Raw genomic sequence first — 26,549 nt, 5'->3', positions numbered from 1 at the left:
CTGGGCCGGGCCTGGCCGCGCCTTCCACCACCGGAACAACAGAGGTGGGGATTCTCGGAGCGTGGAGCACGGACCAGGGTCGTATGGGGGACGGTCGGGGCACACAGAAGCCCATGACCTGCAAAAACAGAAAGCTCGCGCGGTTTCGGCCCGCAGAGGGCAAGGGCCGGAAGAACCGGCCTGACTGCTTTCCATTCGCCACAACGAGAGTACATGCCAACAAATGCCAAACCATCGGACTTTCGATATCAAAAAGGTCACGATGGTCATGCCAATGCCCTGAGTAACGGCACCCAATAATATGGGTTAATCTTTTGGATTCCGGTAAACCTCAATAGGACTCAGGCGTCTTATGGGGAATACGTCCCATGCGGGGCGACTCCCTGACCAGGCAACGCTCGTGCAGGCAACACTCGTGTCCGCACCCGGCCAGAACCACTGGTATTTGTGGCGCATGCCACTCACCGTCGGCATAATGCCGTCCATGAGTTCCCCCGCCCCTTCCCCCCTCCCCGTCGCCGCACCGCACGGGGGCGACCGCTTCCGGGTCCGCGCCGCCCGGGACACCACCGGCGACGGGTCCGCCGCCGAGCCACACGCGGACCTGTGACAGCGCCCCCCGAGAACCCCGTGAACTGCACAATGGGGACCATGCCTCTGACACCGGCGGACATCCGCAACAAGAAGTTCCACACGGTGCGCCTGCGCCCGGGCTACAACGAGGAGGACGTGGACGCACTCCTCGACCGGATCGAGGCGACACTGGTGGCGCTGGAGGGCGGACCGCGCAAGGGCCCGCTGCTCACCGCGGACGAGATCCGCAACTCCCGCTTCCGCACCACCCGGATGAGCCCCGGATACCGCGAGGACGAGGTGGACGACTTCCTCGACCTCGTCGTGGCCGACCTCGCCGGGCGCGGCCTGGGCCAGCCCGCCCCGCCCCCGCCCCTGCCTCCGCACCCCGGCGGGACGGGCCCCGCGCAAACCGGCCGGGTGCCGCAGGGGCCGCACCACCAGGACCTGCCGCCGACCGGTCCACCGCCGCCCGGACCGCGGATGGCCCCCCAGGACATCCGCGAGCAGCGCTTCGCCACCACCCGGTTGACCACCGGCTACAACGAGCAGGAGGTCGACGAGTTCCTGGACCGCGCCGAGTACACGCTGGACGTCCTCCAGCAGGGGCGGCCGGAACGGGCCACCCTCACCTCCGAGGAGGTGGAGCGGGTCCAGTTCGCCACCACCCGGGCGCGCCCCGGGTACGACCCGGCCCAGGTCAACCGGTTCCTGGACGTACTCGCCGAGGAGTTGCGCCACTACGAGCGCTCCTGACACCGGACACGCCGCCTCCGCCACCCCGAACAAAGGAAAGCGGAAAGTAATATTTGGACACAGGGAGTAATCACCCTGAGACACGGGCGTTCCGAGGGGGGAGCAGCGTGCCACACGCGACGCCAGGGCACTCTCCGGCCTGTGCGGTCCACGGGGTTCCCGGCTGCACCGCCGCCACCCCCGGACGGCTGACCGCGCACCGGTCCTCCCCGCACGGGCCCACGCGGGAACCGTGCGGGCTGGACACCGACGAGGAGATCGTTCCAGCGTCCGCGCATCCCTGGGAGAAACCGCTGTTCGTCCTGTGCGCGACGGTGTCCCTGGCGCTCACCGCGGTTCTGCTGAGGCTGGTGTGGTCCTTTTCCGGGTCGGTGCTGTGGACCGCGCTGGCACTGACCGCGGCACCCCTGGCGTGCTGGTCGGTGCGCGGTATGCGCTACGCCCGCGAGTGCGCGGAGTCGGTCCGGATCTCACCGACCCAGTTCCCCGAGGCCCACCGGACGGTGGTGTCCCTGGCGACGGACATGGGGCTGTCCCGGCCCCCGGAGGCGTACGTGCGGGTCGGTCCGGTCTCCGCCCGCACCGACGCCGCCGCGCACGGGCTCCGCCGCTACCTGGTGCTGCCCGACGCCCTGTTCGACGGGGACGGCCGCCTGCGCGACCCGGACGCCCTGGCGTTCCTCATCGCCCACCAGGTGGGCCATGTGGCCGCCGGGCACACCGGGTACTGGCGCCGGTTGGCCACCGTCGGTGCCGACCTGGTTCCGGGTCTGGGCTCCGCGCTGTCCCGCGCCGCCGAGTACACGGCCGACAACCACGCCCACGCGCACCTGCCCGAGGGGGTGCACGCGGTACACCTGTTCGCGGGGGGCCCGAACCTGTACACGCGGGTGAACATGGGCGAGATGGCAGCCCGGGCGCGTACCGACCGGGGGTGCTCGCTGCTGCTCTACCACCTGCTCTCCCGGCGTCCGAGCAACACCAGGCGGATGGCCGCGCTGCGCGACCGCACTCGCCGCGGCCGGGTGTTCCTGTAGTTCCCGCCCCGGAACACGGGCGGACCGGCACACCTGCCCCGTGGGGACACGGACCGCGCCGACCTCCGAGGGACTTGACTCCGTCGAACGCGTGTTCGATATGGTGTTCGGGTGAGTCTCCTGAACGAACAGATCGACGTCCGTTCCACCGACCGTGGCAACCCCGCCCAGTTCACCTGGCGCGGCCACACCTTCCGGGTGCGCAGGATCATCGGCGACTGGCCCGCCCGCCCCGAGGCCCCTGGCGTCCCGGCCACACAGATTCACCTGCTCCGCGTCTCGGCCGAGTCGGAGTCGGGCGTTCCCAGCATCATCGACATCACCCGGGACGTCGCCTCGGACCGCTGGACCATGCGGCGCCAGTGGAACTAGGCACGGAGCCGGCTCCGCGGCCCGGACAGCACGGCGCCGAACGCCTGCCGGGCAGGCGTTCGGGCCGGCGGACACCCGCGCTCCCGCACCGGTCCCGCGCAGACCCGGGCCGCTGCCCTCCCGGACGGGGCCGACCGGGCTCTTGCCCGCGCCGACCGCACGCGCCATCATGTCCCCCATGAGCTTCCGAAAGGCCGATGCCGCGTAGGCGTCCGGGTGCGCTACGCGCACGAACCGACCAGCTCCCCCGGCCGACCCGCCTCCCCCCGCCGCGCCCGGTCCCGGGCCTGTCCGCCCGCACCTGCCTGGCGATCCACCGCCTCGAACGGGCCTCCGACCCGCGCAGCGTGGGGGCCACCGCGACCGCGTTGACCCGCTACCGCGGCTTCGTCACGTCGGGGCGCGGTCCTCTCTACCCGCGCCCCGCCCGCTTCGACTGCTGCCCCGGTTGTGCCCGGGACGACATCAGGTTCGTCCGCGACGGCCTGGAGGAGGCGATCACCGACCTGCCACCGGGGCCTCGCGGGGAGCTGCGGCGACTGGTCAGCGCGCTGGACCGCCTCTACCAGGAGCGCACCCTGCCGGACCCGCTGTTCCCCACAGGCGGCCCCTGGGCGGACCTCGCCTGGTGGCACCGCCGTCTGGACACCGGACCGTCGGGCTGACCCGTTCGTCCGGGCCCCGAACCGAGCACCGACCCCGGGGTCAGCGCTCGTAGTGGGGCTCGCCCCCGGGTTCGCGGGCGCAGCGGATGCGTTCGAGGATCCGGTCGGCCATCCGCGGCAGTCCGTCCGGGGCGAACCAGCCCACGTCGAGGCTCTCGTCGCCGTCGACCCCGAGCTCACCGCCCACGGGGCGGCAGCGGAAGGCGAGATCGAGGAACTGCACCTGATCGCCGTTGGGGTAGGTGTGCGGTTCCTGGCCGATCACGGTGGCCAGGCGCTCCACCTCCACCAGCACCCCGGTCTCCTCCCGCACCTCACGGACCACCGCCCGGGCGGGCTGCTCCCCGGGTTCGAGGATGCCGCCCGGGGTGGCCCAGCGACCGTCGTCGGAGCGCCGGTGCAGCAGCACCCGGCCGCCGTCATCGAGAACCACGGCGGTCACACCCACCAGGGGGAGGAGGTCGTGGCCGACGTGCTGGCGCAGCTTCCGGAGGAAATCGGGAACGGGCATGCCACCGACACTAACGCCGGACCGGTCAGCCGCGCCGGCGGCGGAGTTCGGCGTACTCGTCGGCGAGGACCGACATCAGGACCGCGTCGTGCCACTCGCCGTCCCAGCGCAGGTGTTGGCGCCACACGCCCTCCCGGACGAAGCCGGACCTGGCGTAGGACCTCTCCGCGTTGGTGTTGAAGGCGAACACCTCCAGTGCCACCCGGTGCAGCCCCGCGGTCTCGAAGGCGTACTCCAGGACCAGGTCGGTGGCCTCGGTGCCGTAGCCCCTGCCGGTGTGCTCCATGGAGCTGAGCGCGATCCGGTAGTGCGCCTCGGCGTTGTCCGGGTCCAGGTCGATGAGCGCGCAGTCACCGACGGCCGCACCGCCCCGCTGCTCCCGGACCACCCAGTCGGCCCGGTCGTGCCGCTGCTCCCAGGCCGCGAACACCCTGAGCAGCTGTTCGGCGGTGAACTCCCGGTGGGTACCGGTGAGCCTGCGCACCTGCGGGTCCATGTCCACGATCCCCGGGATCACCTCGCCCGCGTTGGCGACGCCCAGCGGTTCCAACCGCACCCGGCCCCCGACGAGGACGGGCTGGTCGCGGAACACGTCTGAAGGCACCATGATGGGAATCCAACCAGCGCCCCCACACACGGGCAACGGGTTTTCCGCGGCAGTCGGCGGCAGGGGGTACGGGGTGGCGACCGGTACGGGGACGGTGAGCTTCCAGACCGTCCGGGAGAGCAACCTGCGCACCGTGCTGCGCACCGTCCGCGAACACGCCCCGTGCTCCCGCGCCGCCGTCGCCGCCGCCACCGGACTGAACAAGACCACCGTTTCCAGCCTGGTCTCCGACCTGACGGCCCGCGGCCTGGTGCGGGAGACCGGTGAGACCTCCCAGCGGCGGGTGGGCCGCCCCGGGGTCCTGCTGGCCCCGGACGAGCGTTCGGTCGCCGCGGTCGGCCTGGAGGTCAACGTCGACTTCCTGTCGGTGGTGGCCGTGGACCTGCTCCACCGGGAACTGGTGCACCGGCACGTACCGCTGGACGCCCGCTCGGCGGGCGCCCGGGCCTGCGCCCACCGGATCGCGGACACGCTCCGGGAGGTCACCGAGGCGCCGGAGCTGCGCGAGCGCACCGTGGTCGGGGTGAGCGTGGCGGTCCCCGGGCTGATCGACGCCCCCTCCGGAACGGTGCGGCGCGCCCCCAACCTGGGCTGGCGGGAGGTCCCGCTCCGCGAGCTCCTGCTCTCCCGCCTGGCCGGATCCGCCCTGGCCGGGGCGACCGTCCTGGTCGACAACGACGCCAACCTCGGCGCCATGGCCGAGTACCGCTTCGGCCCCCTCGCCGGACTGCCCGACCTGGTGTACGTGACCGGTGAGGTGGGGATCGGCGCGGGTGTGCTGGTCGGCGGCGAGCTGCTGCGCGGGGCGGGCGGGTTCGCGGGGGAGATCGGGCATCTGGAACTGGACGCCGGAGGCCCCGAGTGCTCGTGCGGCCGCAGGGGCTGCCTGGAGGCGCTGGCCGGAATCGGGGCGATCCTGCGCACCGCCCTGCCCGACCTGGTTCCGGGACGCCCGCTGTCCGGCGCGGAGGTCGCCGAACTGGTCGCGGTCGCGGTGGACCGCGCCTCGGCGGGTGAGCCCACGGCCGTGGCCGCGCTGGAGCGGGCCGGGACGTGGCTGGGCCGCGGGGTGGCGACCCTGGTGAACGTGGTCAACCCGGGCGCCGTGGTGCTGGGCGGCTACTTCGTGCCGATGGCGCGGTGGCTGGTCCCCCGCTGTCGCGAGGCCGCACGGGCCGGTTCCTTCGCTCCGGAGGCGGGCGGCTGCCGGGTGGAGCCCTCGGACCTGGGGATGAGCGCCGCCTCCCGGGGCGGTGCGGCCGTGATGATCCACGGCCTGGAATCCGGCGCCCTGCCGCTGCCCCCGCCGTAGGAGCCCGGGCGCGGTGTGGTGCGGCCCACCCCGTTGACAATTAGTTGTGTCTCTAGACAAACTAATCGGGTCCGGCACCGTCCACGGACCCACCCTCCAGGAGCGCACATGAGTGACCACCGGCCCACCCCCGAGGACCGCTTCACCTTCGGCCTGTGGACCGTGGGCTGGCGAGGCGTCAACACCTTCGGCGACCCGGTCCGCCCCCCGCTCGACCCGGTCGACGCGGTCCACCGCCTCGCCGACCTCGGCGCCTACGGCGTCACCTTCCACGACGACGACCTCGTCCCGCCCGGCAGCTCGCCCTCCGAACGCGACCGGATCCTCCAGCGCTTCCGCGGCGTGCTGGACGAGACCGGCATGGCGGTGCCGATGGTCACCACCAACCTGTTCACCCACCCCGTCTTCCGAGACGGCGGCTTCACCTCCAACAGCCGCGACGTGCGCCGGTACGCACTGCGCAAGGTCATCCGCAACATCGACCTCGCGGTCTCCCTCGGGGCGAGGACCTACGTGTGCTGGGGCGGCCAGGACGGCGCCGAGACCGAGGCGGGCAAGGACGACCACGCCGCCCTGGACCGGCTGCGCGAGGCCTTCGATCTGCTGTGCTCCTACGTCCGGGAGCAGGGCTACGACCTGCGCTTCGCGATCGAGCCCAAACCCAACGAGCCGCGCGGCGACGTACTGCTGCCCACCGTCGGCCACGCCCTGGCCTTCATCAACGAGCTCGAACACCCCGAGATGGTGGGTGTCAACCCGGAGGTCGGGCACGAGCAGATGGCCGGGCTCAACTTCGCGCACGGCGTCGCCCAGGCCCTGTGGGCGGGCAAGCTCTTCCACATCGACCTCAACGGCCAGCGCGGCGTCAAGTACGACCAGGACCTGCGCTTCGGCGCCGGTGACGTCAAGGAGGCGTTCTTCCTGGTCGACCTGTTGGAGCGGTCCGGCTACGAGGGCCCCCGGCACTTCGACTTCAAACCGCCCCGGACCGAGGACATGTCCGGGGTCTGGGAGTCCGCGGCGGGCTGCATGCGCAACTACCTGATCCTGCGGGACAGGGCCGCCGCCTTCCGTGCCGACCCGGAGGTGGCCACCGCCCTGGCCGAGGCCCGGGTCCCCGAGCTGGCCGAGCCCACCCTCTCCCCGGGCGAGGGCGTCGCGGACCTGCTCAAGGAGGAGATCGATCTGGAGACCGTGGGCCAGCGGGGCTACCACTTCGAGCGGTTGGACCAGCTCGCCCTGGAGCACCTGCTCGGCACCCGCTGACCCCGGAGCCCCTGCGGGACACCCGCCCCGGGCCGCGTGCCGGTGTGCCCGGGGCGGGGTCTCCGTGTCCGGAAGGCGCACCGGCCTCCCGGAGTGCCGGAGCGGCGGTCAGCCCTGGCGCCGCCGGGCGTCGTAGAGCTCGGCGAAGTCACGGGCGCGCTGGCGGTAGCGCCTGGCCCACGGGCCGAGGAGAACGAGGACGGCCCTGACGGCGTAGGAACGCGGGTTGTTCTGCGCGTAGACCTGCGTCCGGCCGAACAGGGCCCCGGGATGTCGGTGAGCGGACCGGGGGCGTGTCGTTTGCTCGTTCATGTCCGCCCTCCACCCGAGATGCCCGTTACCCATACGAGACCGCCGTATGGTCCCCCTATGACTCGGGTCAGGGGCTCCCGGTTCCCTCCGGCCCGTCTTTCTCCCCCGGCTCCTCCGGTTCCCCCGGCTCCTCCATCCGAACCGTGCCAGCGGACCCGTCGACGGTGACCGTCTGGCCGTCGCGGACCAGTTCGGTCACCCCGGGGACACAGATCACGCAGGGGATGCCGTACTCGCGGGCGACCGTGGGGCCGTGCGCCACCGTCGACCCGGTCTCCACCACCAGCCCTCCCGCGGTCATGAACAACGGGGTCCATCCGGGGTCGGTCGTCGGCGCGACGAGGATCTCCCCGGGCGCCAGCGAGGCGCCCGCCGGATCACGCACCACCCGCGCCGCCCCGGTAGCGGTTCCCGGGGAGGCCGCGACACCCCTCAGCTCCCCCTCGGAGCCCTCGGCCGGGGGGAGCGCGGGCAGGGCCGCCTCCAGGTCGGTGCCGTCCGAGAGCAGGAGCGGCGGCACCCTGCGGCGGCCGAGCTCACGCCGGTAATCGGCCCTGCGCTCCGCCACCAGGGCCCGGAGTTCGGCCCCGTCCAGCAGTTCACCGACCTCGTCGAAGTCCAGGAAGACCACGTCCTCGGCCCGGTCGAGCCTGCCCAGCGCGACCAGTTCCCCGCCCACCGACAGCATCTGACGGCGCACCTCGGCCAGCGCGTACAGCCACACGAACTTGGGATACTCCCGCAGCCCCGACAGCTCGCGCGCCCGGTCGAGCAGGAAGGCGGTCAGCCGGGCGCGCAGCGGGCTGGTCCGGGCGAGCCTGCGCACGAGCTCGTCCCGCATCCGGACGGCCCGCTCGGCCGCCGCCCCGAACCGGCGTTCGGGCGACTGTTCCGGGTCGTCCACCCGGAGGTAGTTGGCGATCGCGGAGAACACCGGTGCCGGGTTCTCGGCCCACCGGGGCACGCCCATGTCGATCTCGGCGGCGCTCCGGTGCCCGTACCGGTCCAGGAAGCCGGCGAGTCCGATGTCCGGCAGGTCCCCGGCCAGGTGGCGTTCGGCCAGTTCCTCCGGCGGCGTCCCCGTCAGCAGCTCCCGGTGCTCCCGGGCGCCTTCCGCCAACCGCCACAGCTCCAGGTCCATCCCGGTGGTGACGTTGTGCGGCATCCCGCCGAGGACCACCGCGACCTCCGACGGCTCCGCGACCCCGTTGAGCAGGTACTCGGGCAGCTTCGCCGCCACCAGGCCCGCGTACAGGGGGCCCAGCATGGCGATCATCTGCCCGGACATCACCGGGGCCTGGAGGTGCCGGGCGTACTCCAGCCGGTCCCGGACCGTCACCACCCGCTCCGGTGTGCGCCTCGCGCCGAGCCGTGCCCGTTCCCCGAGGCCGAACACCCTTTCCCTGGTCCGGGCCGGGTTCCAGAGGGCGAGGGCGGCGTCCGCGGCGAAGCCCGCCAGCAGCGGCGCCGCCGCCCGCACACCGCGCAGGACCGCCCCGGCCCGGAGGGGGCGGCCCGGCCGCGGGGCAAACCGCGGGTCCCGCAGAAGGCCCCGGACCGCCCGGCCGGCCCCGGGGCCGTAGAGGGCCAGGGCCCCGGGCAGGCTGTCGCGTGTCCTGCGGTCCCGGACCAGGCCGGTCAGGTCCAGGTAGAGCCGCCCGCCCACGTTCACCATCCACGACTCCGGGCCCCGCCCGCCGTCCGCCGTGAAGGCGGCGAACCAGTCCCGGGACACCTCCATGAGCACGGCGAAGCCCAACGGGGTGAAGGGCCTGAGCATGCCCTGCATGTGACCGCCCTCCAGATAGACCCCGGGCCCGTCCGCGCGGGCCGGCGGCAACGGGAAGAGCGTGGTGACCGCCCGGGACTGCAGGACCCAGGGGGTCCCGTCCCGGTCGACGGCCCACTCGACGTCCTGGGGCGCACCGAAGTGGCTCTGCAACCGCCGTCCCAGGGCGTGGAGGGCCGCCACCTCCTCCGGGCGCAGGCAGCCGCCGTCGGGGCCTTCGGTGCTCCCGTCCGGCCGCACCAGGTAGCGGTCGGGTTCGGCCGTACCGTCGACGACGGCGGTACCGAGGCCGGGGACCGCGTCCAGAACCGTCTCCCCGCGGGTGCCGGTGACCGGGTTGGCGGTGAAGAGCACTCCGGCCGCCCGGGGGTCGACCATGCGCTGCACGACCACCGCCATCCGGACGGACCGGTCGTCGATCCTGCGGTCCCGGCGGTAGGCGGCGGCGCGGTCGGTCCAGAGGGAGTCCCAGCAGCGGCGCACCGCCCCGACCAGGTCGTCCACCCCCTCCACGTTCAGGTAGGTGTCCTGCTGCCCGGCGAAGGAGGCGTCGGGCAGGTCCTCGGCGGTGGCGCTGGAGCGCACCGCGACCGGGCCGCCGCCGAGCGCCTCGTAGGCCGCCGCCACCTCGTCCCTGGGCACCTCGCCCGCGCGGTGGGCCTCGGTGGTGACGCAGAACCCCGGCGGCACCCGCTCGCCCGCGCGGAGCGCCGCCGCGAGACCGGCGGCCTTGCCCCCGACCAGGCCGGTCAGGTCCGGGTCGATCCGGTCCAGTGTCAGTACCCGCACAGGTTCCCGCCCTCGTTCGTCACTCCGTGGCACACGGACCCATCCTGCATCCCGGAAGGCGGGTACGGACAGGGCCCGTGCGGCACGGAGCGGCGGAAGGGGAGAGCGGGACCAGTCCGGGGCGGGGCCGTCGGGGCGGGGCCGTCGGGGCGCCGGGCGGTTCAGGGGGCGCCGAGGACCAGCTCGGAGACCGCGGTGTCGGCGTCCTCCAGGACCAGGTACAGGTCGCACACACCGGAGGCGCCGCGGACCGGGGTGCGGACCTCGGTGAAGTCGTAGGCGCCGTCGCCCGCGGGGACCGGCACCCGCGCGAGGACCTCTCCGGTGACCGGGTCGCCCAGGCGCAACCGGACGGTGGCCGCCCGGGGCGCGTTGGCGCCCACCCGGAGCTCGGCGGCGCCGGCCCCCAGGTCCACGTCCCGGTAGGCCACCCACGCGCCGGCGGCCTGGGCGCGCACCGCGTCCCCCGGGACCGCGGTTTCGGACGCGTCCGGCCCCACCGGCCCGGGCTCCGGGGCGACGGGGCACAGCCGGACCCCGTGGGCCTCGTCGTACCGGTCCGCCGACCAGGCGGTGAAGGCGTCCCGGGGCGGGATCGGCTCCCCCGGGACGTCCAGGGGCACGGTGGCGACCACGTCCGACGCCGAGCGCCCCACCAGGACCTCCCGGGGCGCCTCCTCGACCACGAAGCGGTCCCCGATGGTGTCCCAGACCGCCAGCCGGTCCACCTCGAAGGAGACCGAGGCGACCTCGGTCCGCCCCGGGCCGATCCGCAGCCGGGCGAAGCCCCGCAGGGTCCGGAAGGGCTGCCGCACCCGGGAGTCCGTCTGCCGGGTGTAGACCTGCACGACCTCCTCGGCGGTGCGGTCGCCGGTGTTGGTGACGGGTACCTCGACGGTGACCCGGTCGTCACGGACCCGCACCCGGGTCCGGCCGTACTCGACCGTCGCGTATCCGAGGCCGTGCCCGAAGGGGTAGAGCGGGGTCCCTCCGAAGTACAGGTAGGTTCCGCCCGCGCCGATGACGTCGTACTCCAGCAGGTCCGGGAGGTCGGCGGTTTCCCGGTACCAGGTCTGGGTGAGGCGCCCCGCGGGCTCGGCCCGGCCCAGCAGGACGTCGGCCAGCGCCCGCCCGTACTCCTGGCCGCCGTGCGCCGACCACACGATCGCCGGGATGTGGGCGTCCGCCCAGTTCACGGCGTACGGATACCCGCTGCACAGGACCAGGGCGGTGTCCGGGTTCGCCTCGTGCACGGCCCGCAGCACCCGCTCCTGCGCGGCGGGCAGGTCCAGGTCGGTGCGGTCCTGCGTCTCCCGGCCGTTGACCATGGGGTGGTCGCCCGCGACCACCACCGCGGCATCGGCCCGGGCCGCCGCCTCCGCGGCCGCCCGGGCTCCCGACCCCAGTCCCCCGACCCGGAAGAAGGTGCCCTCGGCGCCCTCCGGGCCGAGCCGGAGGGCGCCGTCCTCCGCGACGGTGACGTGACGGCCGGTGTGCACCTGGGTGAGCCGGACCCCGTCCGCCGACCGGGTCAGCAGGAAGGTCTGCCGGACCTCCCAGGTGCCCGGACCCGGCGCGGTGCAGGCCAGGGCGTCGCCGGGGGCCTCGTCCACGTGGAGCCCGTTGGCCGCCGAGCGCAGGGCGTGCGCCCCGCCGCCCCAGTCGAGGAGGTCGAAGAGGCCGGACAGGTCGGCCTCCTCATCCGACCGCTCCTCCCCCTGTCCGTGCGGGGCCCAGGCCAGGCGGAGCCGTCCGTCGGCGCCGAGGACCACCCGGCCCCGGCCGCTCTCCAGGGTGATCCGGTCGGTGCCCTCGACGAACTCCACCTCGCAGTGCTCGGCCAGGCCCTGGCGCGCGGTGACGGCGTAGGGGAGGGTCCCGCTGTACCAGTCCTCCAGGACGGTGTCGCCGAGCTGTCCGATCACGGCGATCCGCAGCGGTGCCCGCAGCGGCAGGAGGCCGTCGTTGCGGAGCAGGGTGAGTGAGCGGGTGGCGGCCTCCCTGGCCAGGGACCGGTGCCCGGGGCAGTTCACGACCTCCTCCGGGACCTGCTCGTGGCGGGGTTCGGGGTCGAACTCGCCGAGGCGGACCCGGACGGAGAGCACGTTGCGGGCCGCCTCGTCGACGTCCTCCTGGCTGATCAGCCCGCGGTCGAGGGCCTCCCGCAGATGGGCGAGGGTGGCCTCGGGGCGGTCGTCGTCCTGGGTGAAGCTGTCCAGTCCGGCGCGCAGGGCGTGCGCGTAGGCGGTGGGCCCGTCGGGGTGGAACCCCTGGAGCCCGAAGAGGTTGGCGGGCGCGTGGGCGTCGCTGACCACGAGGATCCGTCCGGGCGCGGCACGGCGCAGCACCCGGTTGATGAGCGGGCTCAGGTGCGCCGGCCTGCCGTTGACCAGGTTGTAGGAGGGCATGACCGCGAGTGCGGCGCCCTGGCTGAGGGCGGGCAGGTGGGCGGGGAGCTCGTACTCGCGCAGGACCCGGGGCGGCAGGTCGCTGGAGGTGGTGCAGCGGTCGGTCTCGTTGTTGTAGCCGAGGAAGTGCTTGACCGTGGGTGCCGTGCGCGGGCGCGGCCCGTCCCCGGCCAGGCCCCTGGCGTAGGCGGCGGCGAGGAGCCCGGTGAGCCACGGGTCCTCTGAGTAGCCCTCCTCGTTCCGCCCCCACCTGGGGTCCCTGAGCGGGTTGGTCACCGGGGCCCACACGTTGCGCCCGGCCCGGGGGTCCCGGCGGCGGACGGCCAGGAGTTCGGTGGCGGTGGCCTCGCCGACCCGGCGCAGCAGTGCCGGATCCCAGCTGGCGGCCAGGCCGACGGCCTGGGGGAAGACCGTGGCCTCACCGAGCCAGGCCAGGCCGTGGAGCGCCTCGGTGCCGGTCCGGAAGGCGGCGAGGCCCAGCCGTTCGACGGGGGCCTGGTACTGGTGCAGCAGACCCAGCCGTTCCTCGGGGGTCAGGCTCCGGATCAGCTCCTCGACTCGGTCCTCGGTGGTCTGTCGGGTGGGGTTCGTGGTGCTCATCAGGGGCGTTTCTCCCAGTCGGGACCGAGCCGCGTCGTACCAAAATCGAACCGCTTCGACTTTGGACCACAGAGGCCTTGTGTGCTAGATCACGTTGCAGTAATTTGACTCTCTAATCGGCCAAGACAATTCATAGCAAAATGGCCTAGCGTTTCCTACCCCCGGGCGTTGGCGACCCGGCCGACCAAAGGAACGACCGTGATGTCACTCCCCCCGACTCCGGCTCCGAGCCGCCGTCGCTTCCTCAGTCTGATGGGCGCCACCGGCGCCACCGCACTCTCCGCCGGCATGCTCTCCGGCTGCTCCGGCGGGGCCGGCGAGACCGGCGGCGGGGGTTCGGCCTCCGCCGCCACCGACCTGAACGACCTGATCCCCACCTTCCAGCCCTTCGAGGCGGTCGTCCCCGACATCCCCGGGGTCGCGGGCGCCCCCGACGGTTTCACCGCCTACCCCGACAGCTTCGTCCGGGCCGCCGCGGACGTGCGGGGCTCGGGCGGGCACTACACGGCGATGACCCCCATGTGGGGCCCGGTGCCGCCCGGGCTCGGCAACAACTCCTTCTACGACCACGTCAACGATCGGATCGGCGCCACGGTCGAGTTCAACTTCCAGGACGGGAACACGATCATCGACAAGATGAACGCCGTCGTCGCCGGGCGCGACGTCGCCGACATCACGATGTTCCCGGACTGGGTGATCAACCTGATCCCCCAGTTCAACCGGGCCGTCGGAGAACTCTTCGAGGACCTGACCCCCTACCTGGCCGGGGACGCGGCGCTGGCCTACCCGCTGCTGGCCAACCTGGACAGCGACGCCTGGCGCGCCAACGTCTTCAACGAGCAGCTCCAGGGGATCCCCTGGCCCTCCGAACCCTTCAGCAACTGGATCCTGTACCGGCGCGACCTCCTGGAGGAGTACGGGCTCGCGGTCCCCGCCGACTCCGAGGAGCTCTTCGAACTCGGGAAGGAGGTCAACGACCCCGACAACAACCGCTGGGCCTTCGGCGACATCAGCCTGACCGCCCGGCAGATCTTCGGCGCCCCCAAACAGTGGCGGTACGAGAACGGCGAACTGGTCCACATGTTCGAGACCGAGGAGTGGCGCGCCAGCGTGGAGTTCATGCGGCGCGTCTTCGACGCCGGACTCGTGCACCCCGACCTGGTGGCCCAGGGCGACAACGCCAAGGAGCTGCTCAACTCCGGCCAGATCCTCTTCAACCAGGACGGCCTCGGCGCCTGGCACGAGGCCTACGGCCAGATCCTCGGAGACAACCCCGACTTCCGCCTGGACCTGCTGCCGGCCCTCGGCCACGACGGCGGCGACCCGGTGCTGCACCGCAACGACCCGTCCAGCCAGTCGGTGTTCGTCCGCAAGGGCATGGAACCGGAGCAGATCGAGGAGATCCTCGCCATCGTGAACTTCTGCGCGGCGCCCTTCGGCACCCAGGAGTACATGGACTACCGGTACGGGGAGGAGGGCGTGCACCACGAGCGCAACGAGCACGGCGCCCCCGAGCTCACCGACCTCGGCAACTCCGAGGTCAACGACGGCTACTACTTCATCAGCGGCCGTCCGCCGGCCATCACCGAGAGCCAGTACCCGGACTTCGTGGCCTGGAAGACCGCCTGGTACAACGACGCGATCGCCTACGCCGAGGACGACCCCTTCGCGGGGATCCGCATCCAGCGGCCGGACCGCTTCTCCGCCGCCGAACTGCCGCTGACCGACCGGGTGGAGGACGTCATCCGGGGCCGCGAGGACCTGTCCGCGCTGGACACCGCCATCGACGACTGGCGCCGGGACGGCGGCGAAGAGGGCCGGGAGTTCTACCTGGAGGTCCTCCAGGAACACGGCCGTGACTGACCGCTCCGGCGGACCCGCGACCACCCTCGGGGCCCCGGCCCCCGGGGGCGGGCGGGACGACCGCCGACCCGCGCACCGCCCCCGGCCCCGGACCGGGAACCGCCCCTCACTCGGGGCCAGACTGCGCCGGGACTGGCAGCTGCTGCTGATGACCCTCCCGGCCATTGGGCTGCTGGCCGTCTTCCACTACGCGCCGACCCTGGGCAACGTCATCGCGTTCCAGAACTACAACCCCTGGGACGGCGTCCTCGGCAGCCCGTGGGTGGGGTTGGCCCAGTTCGAGCGGCTCTTCGGCGACCCCCGGTTCTGGAACGCGGTCGGCAACACGCTGACCATCGCCGCCGTGCAGCTGGTGTTCTTCTTCCCCATTCCGATCGCACTGGCCATCCTGCTCGACAGCGTGCTCAGCCCCCGGCTGCGGCTGCTGCTGCAGAGCATCGTGTACATGCCGCACTTCTTCTCCTGGGTGCTGGTGGTGACGCTGTTCCAGCAGATCCTGGGCGGGGCCGGGCTGGTCTCGCAGATGCTGCGGCAGAACGGGCACGCGCCCCTGGAGATCATGTCCGACCCGGACGCGTTCCTGTTCGTGGTCACCTCCCAGATGATCTGGAAGGACGCCGGCTGGGGGACGATCATCTTCCTGGCCGCCCTGGCCGCGATCAACCAGAACCTCTACGAGTCGGCAGCGGTGGACGGCGCGGGGCGGTGGCGGCGCATATGGCACATCACCCTGCCCGGGCTGCGGCCGGTGATCGTCCTGCTGCTCATCCTCAAGCTCGGCGACATCCTCAACGTCGGCTTCGAGCAGTTCTTCCTCCAGCGGGACGCCTTCGGCTCCGGTGTGTCCGAGGTGCTCGACACCTTCATCTACCACCAGACCCTGGTCACCGGGAACTTCAGCGCGGGGGCGGTGGCGGGCCTGACCAAGGGCCTGATCGGCCTCGTGCTCATCCTGATCGCCAACAAGACGGCCCACCGGATGGGTGAGAACGGAATCTACAGGCGAGTATGAGCACTCTCTTCAAGGACCGCCCCGTGTGGGCGGAGCGCCCGGGCCTACCGACGCGGCTCACGAAGAACGCCGCCCTGGCCGCGATCGCGACGGTCGTGGTCCTGCCCCTGTACGTCGTGGTCCTGACCAGCCTGTCGCCCGCGTCCGCGGTGAACGCGGCGGGCGGCCTGGTGGTGGTCCCGGCCGGGATCTCGTTCCAGGCCTACGCCGACCTCTTCAGCGGGGGCGTGGTCACCCGTGCCGTACTGGTGAGCCTGGGGGTGACCCTGGTCGGTACGGCCGTGAGCCTGGCCGCGACCATCCTGGCCGCCTACGGGCTCTCCCGGCCGGGCTCGCTGTGGCACCGGCCGCTCCTGTTCGCCGTGCTGCTGACCTTCCTGTTCGCCCCCGGCATGATCCCGCTGTACCTGCTGGTCAGCGACATGGGTCTGATCGACAGCTACTGGTCGCTGATCCTGCCCACGGCGGTGAACGCGTTCAACCTGGTGGTGATGCGCGCGTTCTTCATGAACCTGCCGGGGGAGATCTCCGACAGCGCCCGGGTGGACGGGGCCGGTGAGTGGACGATCCTGACCCGGCTCGTCCTGCCCATGTCCAAGGGCGTGACGGCGGTGATCGGCCTGTTCTACGCGGTCGGCTACTGGAACGCCTTCTTCAACGCGGTCCTGTACATCAACGACAACTCCAAGTGGCCCCTGCAGCTGGTGCTGCGCCAGTACGTGCAGCAGGGGCAGCAGATCAGCTCCAGCTCGGTGGTGGGCGAGGCGGTCCAGGGCACCGCCTCCGCGCCGAACCTGGCCATCCAGATGGCGATCGTGGTGGTGGCCCTGGTTCCGGTCACGTTCGTCTACCCGCTGGTCCAGAAGCACTTCACCAAGGGGGTCATCATCGGCGCCGTCAAGGGCTGAGGCCGTCAGGCCCCCCTGCCCCGGGCGAGTTCACGGACCATCTCCTCCGAGGAGACGGAATCCGCACGCCCTTCCTGCTCCGACTCGTCGGCGAGGCGGTTGAGCCATGCGTTCTCGGCGGCCCGCTCGATCCGCAGGAGACGCCGGTAGTCGTCGGCATCGATGAGGACGGCCGTGGTCCTCCCCCTCTGAGTGATGAAGGTCGGGGTGTGATCACGGCGTGCGCGTTCAATGGTGTCGGCGAGGCGGCGTCGCACCTCGGACACGGTCGCCGTCAGGGGCTCGTTCATGTCTCCAGGGTGCCGGATGTACATCCGTTGCCGTGGGAGTTTCGGGCCGGGCCGCCGTGGACGGTCCCGCGGCCGTCGGGTACTGCCGCGGACGCCCGGGCCACCGGTGACCACGGTCCACGGCCCACGGGCGGGGGCGGGGTCGCGTCAAGGGCCGGGAACCGTGCGTCCGGTTCCCGGCCCCGTGTGCCGGATGCTCCAGGTCAGCGGGTCAGTCGCACGTCTGTCCGTTCAGCGTGAACCCCTCGGGCACGGAGGGTTCGCCGTCCACGAACCCGTTGAAGCCCACCGACACCGCCTCGCCCGGGGCGATCCGGCCGTTCCACTCGGAGCCGGTCACCGTGACGGTGCTGCCCGTCTGGGTGTGGGAACCGTTCCAGAGGCTGGTCACCTCCTCGCCCGCGGTGAAGTCCCAGGCCAGCTCCCAGCCCTCGACGGTCTCAGAGCCGGTGTTGGTCACCATCACGTCGGCCCGGAAGCCGCCGGGCCAGGTGGCGCCGACGTCGTAACCGACCTCGCACGTGCCCGGCCCCGCGGTGGGCTCCGGCGAAGGGCTGGGCGAGGGGTCGGGGTCCTCTGTGGGCGAGGGCGACGGGGTCGGGTCGGGGCCGTCGTCCCCCTCCACCGGGTCGCCGTAGACGATGCCGCGGCCGTTGGTACCGACGTAGACCCGCCCGTAGACGTCCGGGTCACCGGTGACCACGGACCCGGTCCAGCCCCACTGGTTGCGGTCGTCGTTGACCCGGACCCAGGTGGCGCCCGCGTCGTCCGAACGGAAGATCCCGCGGACCCCGTCGATCCGGGAGCTGGTGTAGACGGCCGGGTAGTCCGCGCCGGGCGGCGGCGCGCCGAAGCCGACCGCGTCGCCCTCGTCCACGGCCTCGATCCGCTCGAAGGTGGCGCCGGCGTCCGTGGTGCGCCACATCCCGTAGGTGCCGTCCTCGGCCCCGCCCGCGACCCACACGTCGCCGGTGTGGCCAGGAACCGCGCCGAAGCGGACGTTCCCCTCCGCGGGCAGGCCGTCGAAGCCGGAGGCGGTGAAGGTGGCCCCGCCGTCGGTGCTGGTGTGGAAGACCCCGTCGGCGACGGCGTAGAACACGTCCGGGTCGACCCGGTCGGCCTCCACCCGCGCCCCCTCGGGGACCCCGGTCGAGGCGGTCCAGGACGAACCCCGGCTGGTGGAGGCGTGCACCCCGGTGCCCTCCGGGCTCCAGACCACCGACGAACCGTCGGCGGCGACGGCGACGGTCCCGCCGCCGGTCACCCCGCCGGGTTCGGAGCCCTGCCACCAGCTGTCGCCGCCGTCGTCGGAGATCCCGATGTGGGAGGTGGCGTCGTCCTCGGCGTCACCGGTGCGCACCACGAGCGAGGGTTCGAGTTCGGCGAAGTCCACGCTGGTGCCGTTGCCCCAGTAGGGCTGCTGGTGCATCCGGCCGGGGACCTCGTCGAGGTCGTGGTGGGTGAAGCCGCCGATGTCGGCCATCACCGACACCAGCGGGCCGCCGGGCAGGCTCGCCAGGTCGTGGATGGCGGTCTCCTCCAGGCCGTGGACCTTCACCTCGATGTCGAACGCGGTGTCGGAGTCCCAGTTGGTCAGGTTGTCGCTGCCGTAGACGGTGGCCCCGGTGCCGTACATGAACCGGTCGGAGTCGAACGGGTCGATCGCCATGGCCTGGGTCATCCAGCCGAGTTTGGGCTGGGTCTCGGGCGGTTCTCCGCCGCCGCCGAAGTCCAGCCAGGGCGCGGTGGAGATGTCCATCTCGTAGCGGTTCACCCGCTCCGGGTAGGCGCCGTACTCCCAGGCCTGGGACCAGGTCTGGCCGCGGTCGGTGCTGCGGAAGATCTGGATGTCCGGCCACCAGGAGATCTGGGTGGCGACCATGAGGGTGTCCGGGTTCTGCCGGTCGATGGTCAGGCCGCCGTAGCCGAAGTAGTTGTCCTCGGAGTCGGAGGGGACCGGGCTGATCCTGGTCCACTCCTCCTCGGCGGTGTCGTAGCGCCACAGGTCGCCGGAGTCCCCGTCGTAGGGTCCGGGGGTGGACGTGGTGGCCACGTAGAGCTGTCCGCCCTCGTGGTCGAGCACGCCGTGGGCGGGCAGGTGCCCCGTGGGCGCCCCCGGGACCGGTTCCCAGCTCTGCCCGCCGTCCCGGCTCCGGTAGACGGTGTTCTCCAGGTCGGCGACGCCCACGTAGACGTCCTGCGTGACCGAACCCGCCGAGCCCGTCCGCGGGTCGAACTCCACCCAGGTCACCCCGGTGATGTCGTCGTGCACGCCCCACTCGTCGTCGGGGTCCTCGACGTAGTCCCCGGGGTTGGGGAACTCCTCGACCTCGGCCCAGGTGGCGCCGTGGTCCGTGCTGCGCCACAGGCCGTGGCCGCCGCGGGCGCCGAAGTACACGACGCTGTTGTCGTTGGGGTCGACCATGAGGCGCTCGCCCAGGCCCCGGCCGGGCATGTTGCCGCCGAGCTTGAAGGGCAGCTCGGTGACCTCCCAGGTCTCACCACGGTCGTCGGAGCGCAGGATGGCCCCGTTGTTCGGGTCCCAGTCGTTGGTGTAGGTCCCCGCGGCGGCGTAGACGCGGTCGGGGTCGACCGGGTCGGTGGCCAGGCTGACGATGCCGGTCCACCCCCACTCGTCCCAGCCGATCCAGTCGAGCATGGGCTGCCAGCGCTCGGTGCCGGGGTCCCAGCGGTAGGCGCCGCCGATGTCGGTGCGGGCGTAGGCGAGGCCGGGTTCGGTCTCGCTGAAGACGATCCCGGGGACGAACCCGCCGCCGGCGATCTGGGCGTTGTCCCAGGCGTAGTCGGTTTCGGCGGCCGCGGCGGAGGCGGTGGCCGCGGTCGTGACGCCTCCGGGGCCGAGGAGGGCCGCGGCGACGGCGGCCGCGGAGAGGGCGGCGACTGCACCGGCTGCCGCCTTTCGGCCCCTCGCATCCTGGGAGCGCTTCCATGGTCGTTCGGGGGATGTCCTGGATCCGGTCATGAGCGGGACTCCTCGGTGTGGGGGTACTCCCGCCGACCCGTACGGGGGACTGCCTCCGGCGGGAATTGTGGTTGTCAGTGTGTATTCGCTATGACAGAACGTCAACGGGGGTTTCCGAGATTATTTCGAATCGCTTCGATACCGGGGCTCAGCCGTTCCGCAATTTCCCGTGCAGACGCACCGCTCCCCCAGCCGCCAGCCGAACCCTCCGGTCGCCGTCCGGCATACGGACCAGCAGCGGGCCGGCCACCGTGGCCCGCAGGTCCACCAGGACCCCGTCCGGCCCCCACTCCAGCCGGTCCACCGCCACGCCCCCGCGGGCCCGCAGCCCCTCCGCGCACCCCGAGGCCCACTCCCGGGGCAGGGCCGGCAGGACGTCGACCCTGCCCTCGGCCGAACCCAGCAGCATCGCCGCCACCAGCGCCGGGAAACCCCCGCCGATGTCCACGTTGAGGATCCTCCCCCGGTTGTGCGTGGGCACCATCGTCGGCCGCCAGTACCGTTCGGCCAGCAGGGACACCGCCTCGCAGGCCTCCTCGGACATCCCCAGCGCCGCCGCGGCCAGCCCCAGTTGCACCAGCCCGAAGGCCATCTCGTCCGCCTCCTGCCCCCGCCACCAGGCCAGGCGGGCGCGTACCGCCCGGGCCGCGGCCCCGGCCAGCCGCGGGTCCGCGAAGGCCGGATCCCGCTCGTACCAGAGCGGATACAGGTGGGAGGCGTGCCGGTGGGCGTGCCGGTCGGTCTGCGCCACCGGCCCGGCCGTCCCCGCCCACTCGGCCAGGCAGCCGTCGGGGCCGATCCGGTAACCGGGCAGTCGGGCGGCCAGCCGGACCCACCTGCGGGCCCCGGGCAGCCCCAGGGCCCGGTGCGTCCGCACCAGGTTGCGCGCCAGGTCGCGGACGGCGGCGACGTCCATGGTCGCGTTGACGCAGGCCTGCCCGTCCCCGTCGGCCGGGGTGTTCTCCGGCGAGTAGGAGGGGGAGAAGCCGTCCGCGCAGAGGAAGTCCTCGTGGAACTCGGCCGCTTCGGTGAAGAACGGCAGGGCCCTCTCCCGCAGGAAGGCGCGGTCCCGGGTGTAGGCGTAGTGGTCCCAGTACAGGCGCGCGACCCAGGCCGCTCCCGCGGTCCAGCAGGTCAGGCACCACTCGGGGCCGAAGTGGTTGTGGCGTCCGCTGGTGGAGGCGTGCGCGGGCAGCAGGATCCCCCCGCACCCGTAGAGGCGCCGGGCGTTCTCCCGCAGGTCCTCGGCGAAGGCGTCCATCAGGTCGAACAGCGGGGTCATGAGCTCGGGGGTACCGGTGGGGTGCAGGCCGGCCAGGGCCGAGGGCAGGTTGCCGTCGAAGGTGTACCCCGAGCGCCAGGGCGGATCGTAGGTTCCGCTCCACACCCCCTGGAGGGTGGGCGGGAGGTCCCCGCAGGCGGAGATGACCGCGTACCGGCCCGCGTCCACCAGCCGGGCGACCCGCTCCGGGGCGGCCCCGCGGCCGCGGCCCGGGCCGGCGCCGTCCAGGCGCAGGCGGAACCGGCCCATGAGCTCCCCGTGCAGGGTCCGGTGCCGTTCCAGCAGAGAGCCGGTCCGCTTCCCCGGGAGGACGGCGGGCGCCGGGGACCGTTCGGCGCCCGGGGCGGCCACCTCCGTCCGGAGCACCAGGGTGAGCCGACGGACGCCGCGCACGGCGAGCCCGCCCCCGTCGGGTCGGACCGTCCCGCCCTCGAAGGTGACCGCGCAGGTCACCGTGTACCCGGGCGCGGCGCCCGCCGGGCGGTCCGGGAGGGTCACGGTGAGCGAGAGCCGATCGGTCCCGGCGTCCGCCCGGGCCGACAGCGGCACCGGCGGCTCCTCGGGGAGCGTCCCCAGCGTGAGTCTGCCCTCCAGCCCCCGGGCCCGGAGGAACTCACAGACCACGACGTCGTCGGCCCGGGAGGCGAACACCCGGTGGAGGGTCCCGTCCGGCAGTTCCTCGGTGACCACCCCGGTGTCCAGGTCGCAGGACCTGGTGAGGGGGCCGGGTACCGGACGGGCCGGGACGAGGGCGAGCTCCGCCGCCCCGACCAGGGGGTCGATCCAGTGGGTGCCCCGGTACCCCTCCCCCGCCGCCAGCGCGGTGATCCGCTCGGCCGCCGCCCGGGACTCGCCCCGGCCCAGGAGCGCGCGGAGCTCGGGCAGGATCGGGGCCGTGTGCGGTGCGGGCAGCGGCTCCCGGACCGGCAGGAAGAGGCGTTCGTGGCAGAGGGTGAGCCGGGTCCGGTCCGGCCCGGAGTGCACGAGCGCACCCTGGCTGCCGTTCCCGCTGATCAGAGCGTCCTCCCAGTCGCGGACGGGCGAGCGGGTACGAATCGTTCGGTCTGGGGGGCTGTCGCTGGTCGGTGTCACGGGGCATCCTTACCGGGTCGTGTCAGCGGGTACGAGGGAGCGTGCGCCATGTCCGTGCTGTGGTTCGGCGGAGACCACAACCCCGAGCAGTGGCCGGAGGAGGTACGTGCCCAGGACATCGGGCTGATGCGCAGGGCAGGGGTGAACCTGGTGACGGTCGGGGTCTTCTCGTGGTCGTTGCTGGAGCCCCGCGAGGGGGAGTTCGACTTCGGTTGGCTGGACCGCGAGATGGACCGGCTGGACGGGGCCGGAGTGGGTGTCGCCCTGGCCACGCCCACGGCCTCCCCGCCGCCCTGGTTCAGCGCCGCCCACCCCGACGCCATGCCGGTGACCGCCGAGGGGGTACGCCTGACCCACGGCAGCCGGGACACCTACGACGTGACCGCGCCCGCCTACCGGGCGGCCTGCGAGCGGATCGTCCGGGCGCTCGCCGAACGGTACTCCGCGCACCCGGCCCTGCGTCTGTGGCACGTACACAACGAGTACGGCACGTGGTCGCACTCCGTCCACGCCGACCGGGCGTTCCGGGAGTGGCTCCGCAGGCGGCACGGTGACCTGGCGGCACTGAACGAGGCCTGGACGACGGCGTTCTGGGGGCAGCACTACTCCGACTGGGAACAGGTCCGGACCCCGCGCGCGACCCAGTACCTGGCCAACCCGGCCCACGTACTGGACTTCCGGCGCTTCCTGTCGGACGCGATGCTCGACCACTACCTGGCCCAGCGCGGGGTGCTCAGGGAGGCGAACCCGGCCGTCCCGGTCACCACCAACCTGGCCTTCGGCGACTGGGTCCCGGTGGACCCCTGGAAGTGGGCCGAACACGTGGACCTGGTGGCCGTGGACGACTACCCGTCCGGGACCGGTACCGATGCCGCGGCCCAGACCGCCTTCGCAGCCGACCTCGCCCGTTCCTACGCCGCCCGCGTCCCCGGCGGGCGCCGTCCCTGGCTGCTGATGGAGCAGGCCGCGGGGGTCGTGTACACCCCCGGACGGACCGTCGCCAAGGCCCCCGGGGAGATCGTCCGGCACAGCCTGTCCCACGTGGCGAGGGGCTCCCGGGGCGCCATGTTCTTCCAGTGGCGGGCCTCCCGGGGAGGCTCCGAGCAGTGGCATGCGGGGATGGTCCCGCACGCCGGTCCCGACTCGCGGATCTTCCGCGAGGTGTGCGAGCTCGGTTCCCTGCTGCCCAGGGCCGCCGGTGCGGCCGAGGCCCCCGTCCCGGCCGACGCCGCCCTGACCTGGGACCCGGAGTCCTGGTGGGCGATGGGTGCGGCCTCCCTTCCCGACTCCGGGCTCGACCACCTGAGCGCGGTACGGCAGGTCCACCGCGTGCTGTGGCGGTCGGGCCGCACGGTGGACCTCGTCCGCCCCGACCGGCCGCTGCCGCCGGTGCCGCTGCTGGTCGTGTCCTCGCTCTACCTGCTCTCCGACGAGGCCGCCGCACACCTGACCGACTACGTGGAGCGGGGCGGGACCCTGGTGGTGACCCCGTTCAGCGGTATCGCCGACCCGCAGGGCACCGTGCGCACCGGGGGCTACCCGGGTGCGCTGCGCGACCTGCTCGGTGTCCGGGTGGAGGAGCTGCGCCCCGCCCCGGACACCGAGCTGTTCGACACCGGCCTCGGCCCGGTCCGCGGCTGGACGGAGGCGGTCCGCACGACCGGCGCCGAGGCGGTGGCCGTCCACCGGTCGGGCCCGTACGCCGGGGAACCCGTCCTGACCCGGAACCGCCGGGGCGCGGGGAGCGCCTGGTACCTGTCCGTCCGGTTGGACGACACGGCCCTGGGCGCTCTGCTGGCCGGGGTCGGGGCGGCGGGCGCCGGGCAGGACGCCACCGACGCCGACCTGCGGCCCGAGCCAGGGTCCCCGTTCGGGTCGGACCCGGGCGTGGAGCTGGTGCGGCGCGTCGAAGGCACCCTCACCTGGGTCTTCGTACTCAACCACGCCGACGCCCCGTACCGGGTCGACCCGGCCGGGCTGGGGCTCGCCCCCGGGGCCGTGGACCTGTTGACCGACGCGGCGGCCGAGGGCCTGACGGTGCGGGGCGGCGGCGCGGCGGTGCTGCACGGCCGGCTCAGCCCGTGATCGGGAGGTCGGCCCCCTCCCTCAGCAGTACGGGGACCCGGTCCAGCGGCGCGTTGATCGTGACCACCCTGCCGCCCTGGTGGACGCGCCCCGTCCACGGGTCGGTCCAGGACGCCCCCGCCGGCAGGTAGACGTCCCTGGTCCGGGCCCCGTACTCGGTGACCGGGGCGACCAGCACGTCCGGGCCCAGGAGGAACTGGTCGCCCTCGCCCCAGGTGTTCGGGTCCTCGGGGAAGTCGACGAACACCGGGCGCATGGGCGGCAGCCCCCGCTCGTGGGCGGCGCGCATCTGCTCCATCACGTAGGGGCGCAGCCGCTCGCGCAGGAACAGCAGTTCGCGCAGGATCCCGTAGACCTCCTCGCCGTAGGACCACACCTCGTTGGGGCCGCCGGACATCTGCGGGTAGAGGTCGTGCGAGAACGGTTCCCGGTATCCGTGCAGCCGGGTCAGCGGGCAGAAGACCCCGTACTGGAACCAGCGGACCATCAGCTCGCGGTACTCGGGCGAGTCCTGGTCACCGCCGTGGAAACCGCCGATGTCCGTCGTCCACCAGGGGAGGCCGGACATGGCGACGTTGAGCCCGGCCCGGACCTGGGTGCGCAGGGAGGCGAACGTAGGGGCGATGTCGCCCGACCACAGGGCGGCGCCGTGGCGCTGGCTGCCCGCCCAGGCCGAGCGGCACAGGGTGATCACCTCCTCCTCGCCGGCGGCCAGCATCCCCTCGTGGAAGGCGCGCGCGTGTTCGAGCGGGTAGATGTTGCCCACCTCGGTGCCGGGGCCGGCGTGGTAGCGCAGGTTCTCCGGGTGGCCCGGTTTCAGCTCGGGTTCGCAGGCGTCGAGCCACCAGAGGCGGATGCCCAGGGAGTGGTAGTTGCGGCGGATCCGCTCCCACAGGTACCCGCGCGCCTCGGGGTTGGTGGGGTCGTAGAAGGAGACCTGCACCTGGGAGTCCACCCCCTTGTCGGCCCAGTCCGCGTGCACGGGGGGTCCTTGCTCGGTGGCGACGAGGTAGCCGTTGGAGAGCATCTCGGCGTGGTTCTCGCTGAGCGGGCTCACCGAGGGCCACACGGACACCATGAGTTCCACGCCCATCTCGCGGAGTTCGGCCACCATGGCCGCGGGGTCGGGCCACTCCCGGGGGTCGAACCTCCAGTCGCCCAGGTGGGTCCAGTGGAAGAAGTCGCTGACGATCACCGACAGCGGCAGGCCGCGGCGGCGGTACTCGCGGGCCACCGCCATGAGCTCGTCCTGGGTGCGGTAGCGGAGCTTGGACTGCCAGAAGCCGGAGGCGAACTCCGGCAGCATCGGGGGGTGGCCGGTCGCGTCGGCGTAGCGGGACAGGATGTCGGCGGGGCCGTCGCCCGTGGTGACCCAGTAGTCGATCTGGCGGGCGCTGTCGCTCACCCAGCGGGTCCCGTTGTCGGCGAGCTCGACCCTTCCGGTGGCCGGGCTGTTCCAGAGCATCCCGTAGCCGCGGGAGGAGACCAGGAAGGGGATGGTGACCTCGGCGTTGCGCTGGACGAGGTCGATGACCGCGCCCTTCTGGTCGAACAACCCGTGGGTGTGCTGGCCGAGGCCGTGGATGCGCTCGTCCTCGTAGGCGCGGAAGCGCTGTTCGATCCGGTAGTAGCCGTTGCCGGTGGAGGTGTAGACGCGGGGGCCGGGCCACCAGAAGTGGGCGCGCTCCTCGGCGAGCAGCTCCGTGTCACCGCGGGTGAAGCGGAGCATGCCGTCGGCGCTCACCTCCAGGGTGAGGGATCCGCTGACCAGGACGGCGGTGTCACCGATACGCACCTCGGCCGGACCCGGAGGGCGTTCCGTCAGTGCGCCGGGCAGGTCCTCGCGGATGTTGGACAGCGCGGAGCGGACGCGGATACCGTCGGTCCCCCACGCCTGTGCGCGTAGGACCTGGTGGCTGCCGCGCCACTCGAATCCGTCCTCGATCTCGTTGAACACGTCGGTCCTTCCTGTAGGGGTGGCAGGAGTGTCGAAGCGCTTCGACAACGGGCCTGGCTCGGGGGTGGCAGGGGCGGTTG

Annotated in this window: 20 protein-coding genes; 11 read left to right on the top strand and 9 right to left on the bottom strand. The window is 72.8% G+C overall.

Translation table 11 applies throughout. The annotated features are described in order from the left end of the window. Window positions 1–484 precede the first annotated feature (484 nt). The 5 genes from AC0VYD_RS02015 (at window position 485) to AC0VYD_RS01995 (ending at window position 3,403) form a co-directional block, all read left to right on the top strand. Complete coding sequence (locus tag AC0VYD_RS02015; RefSeq protein WP_475478315.1) at window positions 485–610, top strand: hypothetical protein; 126 nt, start codon at window positions 485–487, stop codon at window positions 608–610. Between the two features lie 32 nt (window positions 611–642). Beyond that, window positions 643–1,329, top strand: a complete 687-nt coding sequence (locus AC0VYD_RS02010) for a DivIVA domain-containing protein (protein ID WP_475478314.1) — start codon at window positions 643–645, stop codon at window positions 1,327–1,329. Window positions 1,330–1,586: 257 nt separating this feature from the next. Continuing rightward, window positions 1,587–2,366: a M48 family metallopeptidase gene (locus tag AC0VYD_RS02005; RefSeq protein ID WP_475480155.1), complete on the top strand. Its 780-nt coding sequence runs from the start codon at window positions 1,587–1,589 to the stop codon at window positions 2,364–2,366. A 111-nt stretch (window positions 2,367–2,477) separates the two neighbouring features. After that, entirely contained in the window at window positions 2,478–2,738 is a 261-nt protein-coding gene (locus AC0VYD_RS02000) for a DUF6504 family protein (RefSeq protein ID WP_191275397.1), read from the top strand. A gap of 197 nt (window positions 2,739–2,935) precedes the next feature. Beyond that, on the top strand, window positions 2,936–3,403 hold the full coding sequence (locus AC0VYD_RS01995) for a hypothetical protein (protein WP_475478313.1): 468 nt from the start codon (window positions 2,936–2,938) through the stop codon (window positions 3,401–3,403). Window positions 3,404–3,443: 40 nt separating this feature from the next. Here AC0VYD_RS01995 and AC0VYD_RS01990 read toward each other — a convergent pair whose 3' ends face one another. Beyond that, window positions 3,444–3,914 (bottom strand): NUDIX hydrolase, encoded by a 471-nt coding sequence (locus AC0VYD_RS01990; RefSeq protein ID WP_475478312.1) that lies wholly within the window; start codon window positions 3,912–3,914, stop codon window positions 3,444–3,446. A gap of 25 nt (window positions 3,915–3,939) precedes the next feature. Beyond that, the gene (locus AC0VYD_RS01985) at window positions 3,940–4,521 is read right to left on the bottom strand and encodes a GNAT family N-acetyltransferase (protein ID WP_475478311.1); all 582 of its coding nucleotides are present in this window, start codon (window positions 4,519–4,521) and stop codon (window positions 3,940–3,942) included. 73 nt (window positions 4,522–4,594) lie between these two features. Between AC0VYD_RS01985 and AC0VYD_RS01980 the strand changes: the two genes are divergently transcribed. Then, window positions 4,595–5,833 (top strand): ROK family transcriptional regulator, encoded by a 1,239-nt coding sequence (locus tag AC0VYD_RS01980; RefSeq protein ID WP_475478310.1) that lies wholly within the window; start codon window positions 4,595–4,597, stop codon window positions 5,831–5,833. 108 nt (window positions 5,834–5,941) lie between these two features. Beyond that, on the top strand, window positions 5,942–7,099 hold the full coding sequence (xylA, locus tag AC0VYD_RS01975) for a xylose isomerase (protein ID WP_475478309.1): 1,158 nt from the start codon (window positions 5,942–5,944) through the stop codon (window positions 7,097–7,099). Between the two features lie 108 nt (window positions 7,100–7,207). Here the strand turns inward: xylA and AC0VYD_RS01970 are convergent, their stop codons facing one another. From AC0VYD_RS01970 to AC0VYD_RS01960, 3 genes are all read right to left on the bottom strand, one after another. Continuing rightward, window positions 7,208–7,411, bottom strand: coding sequence for a hypothetical protein (locus tag AC0VYD_RS01970; protein ID WP_475478308.1), 204 nt, complete (start codon window positions 7,409–7,411; stop codon window positions 7,208–7,210). A 67-nt stretch (window positions 7,412–7,478) separates the two neighbouring features. Continuing rightward, the gene (locus tag AC0VYD_RS01965) at window positions 7,479–9,989 is read right to left on the bottom strand and encodes a PEP/pyruvate-binding domain-containing protein (protein WP_475478307.1); all 2,511 of its coding nucleotides are present in this window, start codon (window positions 9,987–9,989) and stop codon (window positions 7,479–7,481) included. 161 nt (window positions 9,990–10,150) lie between these two features. After that, window positions 10,151–12,997 carry a glycoside hydrolase family 3 C-terminal domain-containing protein gene (locus AC0VYD_RS01960; RefSeq protein WP_475478306.1) on the bottom strand — a complete coding sequence of 949 codons (2,847 nt, stop codon included), beginning with the start codon at window positions 12,995–12,997 and terminating at the stop codon, window positions 10,151–10,153. Between the two features lie 201 nt (window positions 12,998–13,198). Here AC0VYD_RS01960 and AC0VYD_RS01955 point away from each other — a divergent pair, with 201 nt between their 5' ends. The 3 genes from AC0VYD_RS01955 to AC0VYD_RS01945 are packed head-to-tail and all read left to right on the top strand — an operon-like array spanning window position 13,199 to window position 16,780. Continuing rightward, entirely contained in the window at window positions 13,199–14,860 is a 1,662-nt protein-coding gene (locus AC0VYD_RS01955; protein WP_475478305.1) for an extracellular solute-binding protein, read from the top strand. Further along, entirely contained in the window at window positions 14,853–15,872 is a 1,020-nt protein-coding gene (locus AC0VYD_RS01950; RefSeq protein WP_475478304.1) for an ABC transporter permease, read from the top strand. Before AC0VYD_RS01955 ends, AC0VYD_RS01950 begins: the two co-directional genes overlap by 8 nt. Then, window positions 15,869–16,780: a carbohydrate ABC transporter permease gene (locus AC0VYD_RS01945; protein ID WP_475478303.1), complete on the top strand. Its 912-nt coding sequence runs from the start codon at window positions 15,869–15,871 to the stop codon at window positions 16,778–16,780. Before AC0VYD_RS01950 ends, AC0VYD_RS01945 begins: the two co-directional genes overlap by 4 nt. A gap of 5 nt (window positions 16,781–16,785) precedes the next feature. On the opposite strand, the gene AC0VYD_RS01940 is transcribed toward AC0VYD_RS01945, so the two are convergent. The 3 genes from AC0VYD_RS01940 to AC0VYD_RS01930 all read right to left on the bottom strand — a co-directional run bounded on the left by AC0VYD_RS01940 (window position 16,786) and on the right by AC0VYD_RS01930 (window position 22,427). Next, window positions 16,786–17,070 carry a type II toxin-antitoxin system Phd/YefM family antitoxin gene (locus AC0VYD_RS01940; protein ID WP_475478302.1) on the bottom strand — a complete coding sequence of 95 codons (285 nt, stop codon included), beginning with the start codon at window positions 17,068–17,070 and terminating at the stop codon, window positions 16,786–16,788. A 211-nt stretch (window positions 17,071–17,281) separates the two neighbouring features. Next, window positions 17,282–20,053, bottom strand: coding sequence for a cellulose binding domain-containing protein (locus AC0VYD_RS01935; RefSeq protein WP_475478301.1), 2,772 nt, complete (start codon window positions 20,051–20,053; stop codon window positions 17,282–17,284). A 148-nt stretch (window positions 20,054–20,201) separates the two neighbouring features. Beyond that, on the bottom strand, window positions 20,202–22,427 hold the full coding sequence (locus tag AC0VYD_RS01930) for a glycosyl hydrolase family 95 catalytic domain-containing protein (protein ID WP_475478300.1): 2,226 nt from the start codon (window positions 22,425–22,427) through the stop codon (window positions 20,202–20,204). A gap of 48 nt (window positions 22,428–22,475) precedes the next feature. On the opposite strand from AC0VYD_RS01930, the gene AC0VYD_RS01925 reads away from it, so the two are divergent. Then, window positions 22,476–24,512, top strand: coding sequence for a beta-galactosidase (locus tag AC0VYD_RS01925; protein WP_475478299.1), 2,037 nt, complete (start codon window positions 22,476–22,478; stop codon window positions 24,510–24,512). Here the strand turns inward: AC0VYD_RS01925 and AC0VYD_RS01920 are convergent. Then, window positions 24,502–26,469, bottom strand: coding sequence for a glycoside hydrolase family 31 protein (locus AC0VYD_RS01920; protein ID WP_475478298.1), 1,968 nt, complete (start codon window positions 26,467–26,469; stop codon window positions 24,502–24,504). The two genes, AC0VYD_RS01925 and AC0VYD_RS01920, sit on opposite strands and share 11 nt — an antisense overlap. Window positions 26,470–26,549: the final 80 nt, after the last annotated feature.

The organism is Nocardiopsis sp. iso_40, from assembly GCF_056173285.1.
The sequence above is the reverse complement of the archived record's forward strand: the minus strand, read 5'-3'. Positions and strand labels throughout refer to the sequence as shown.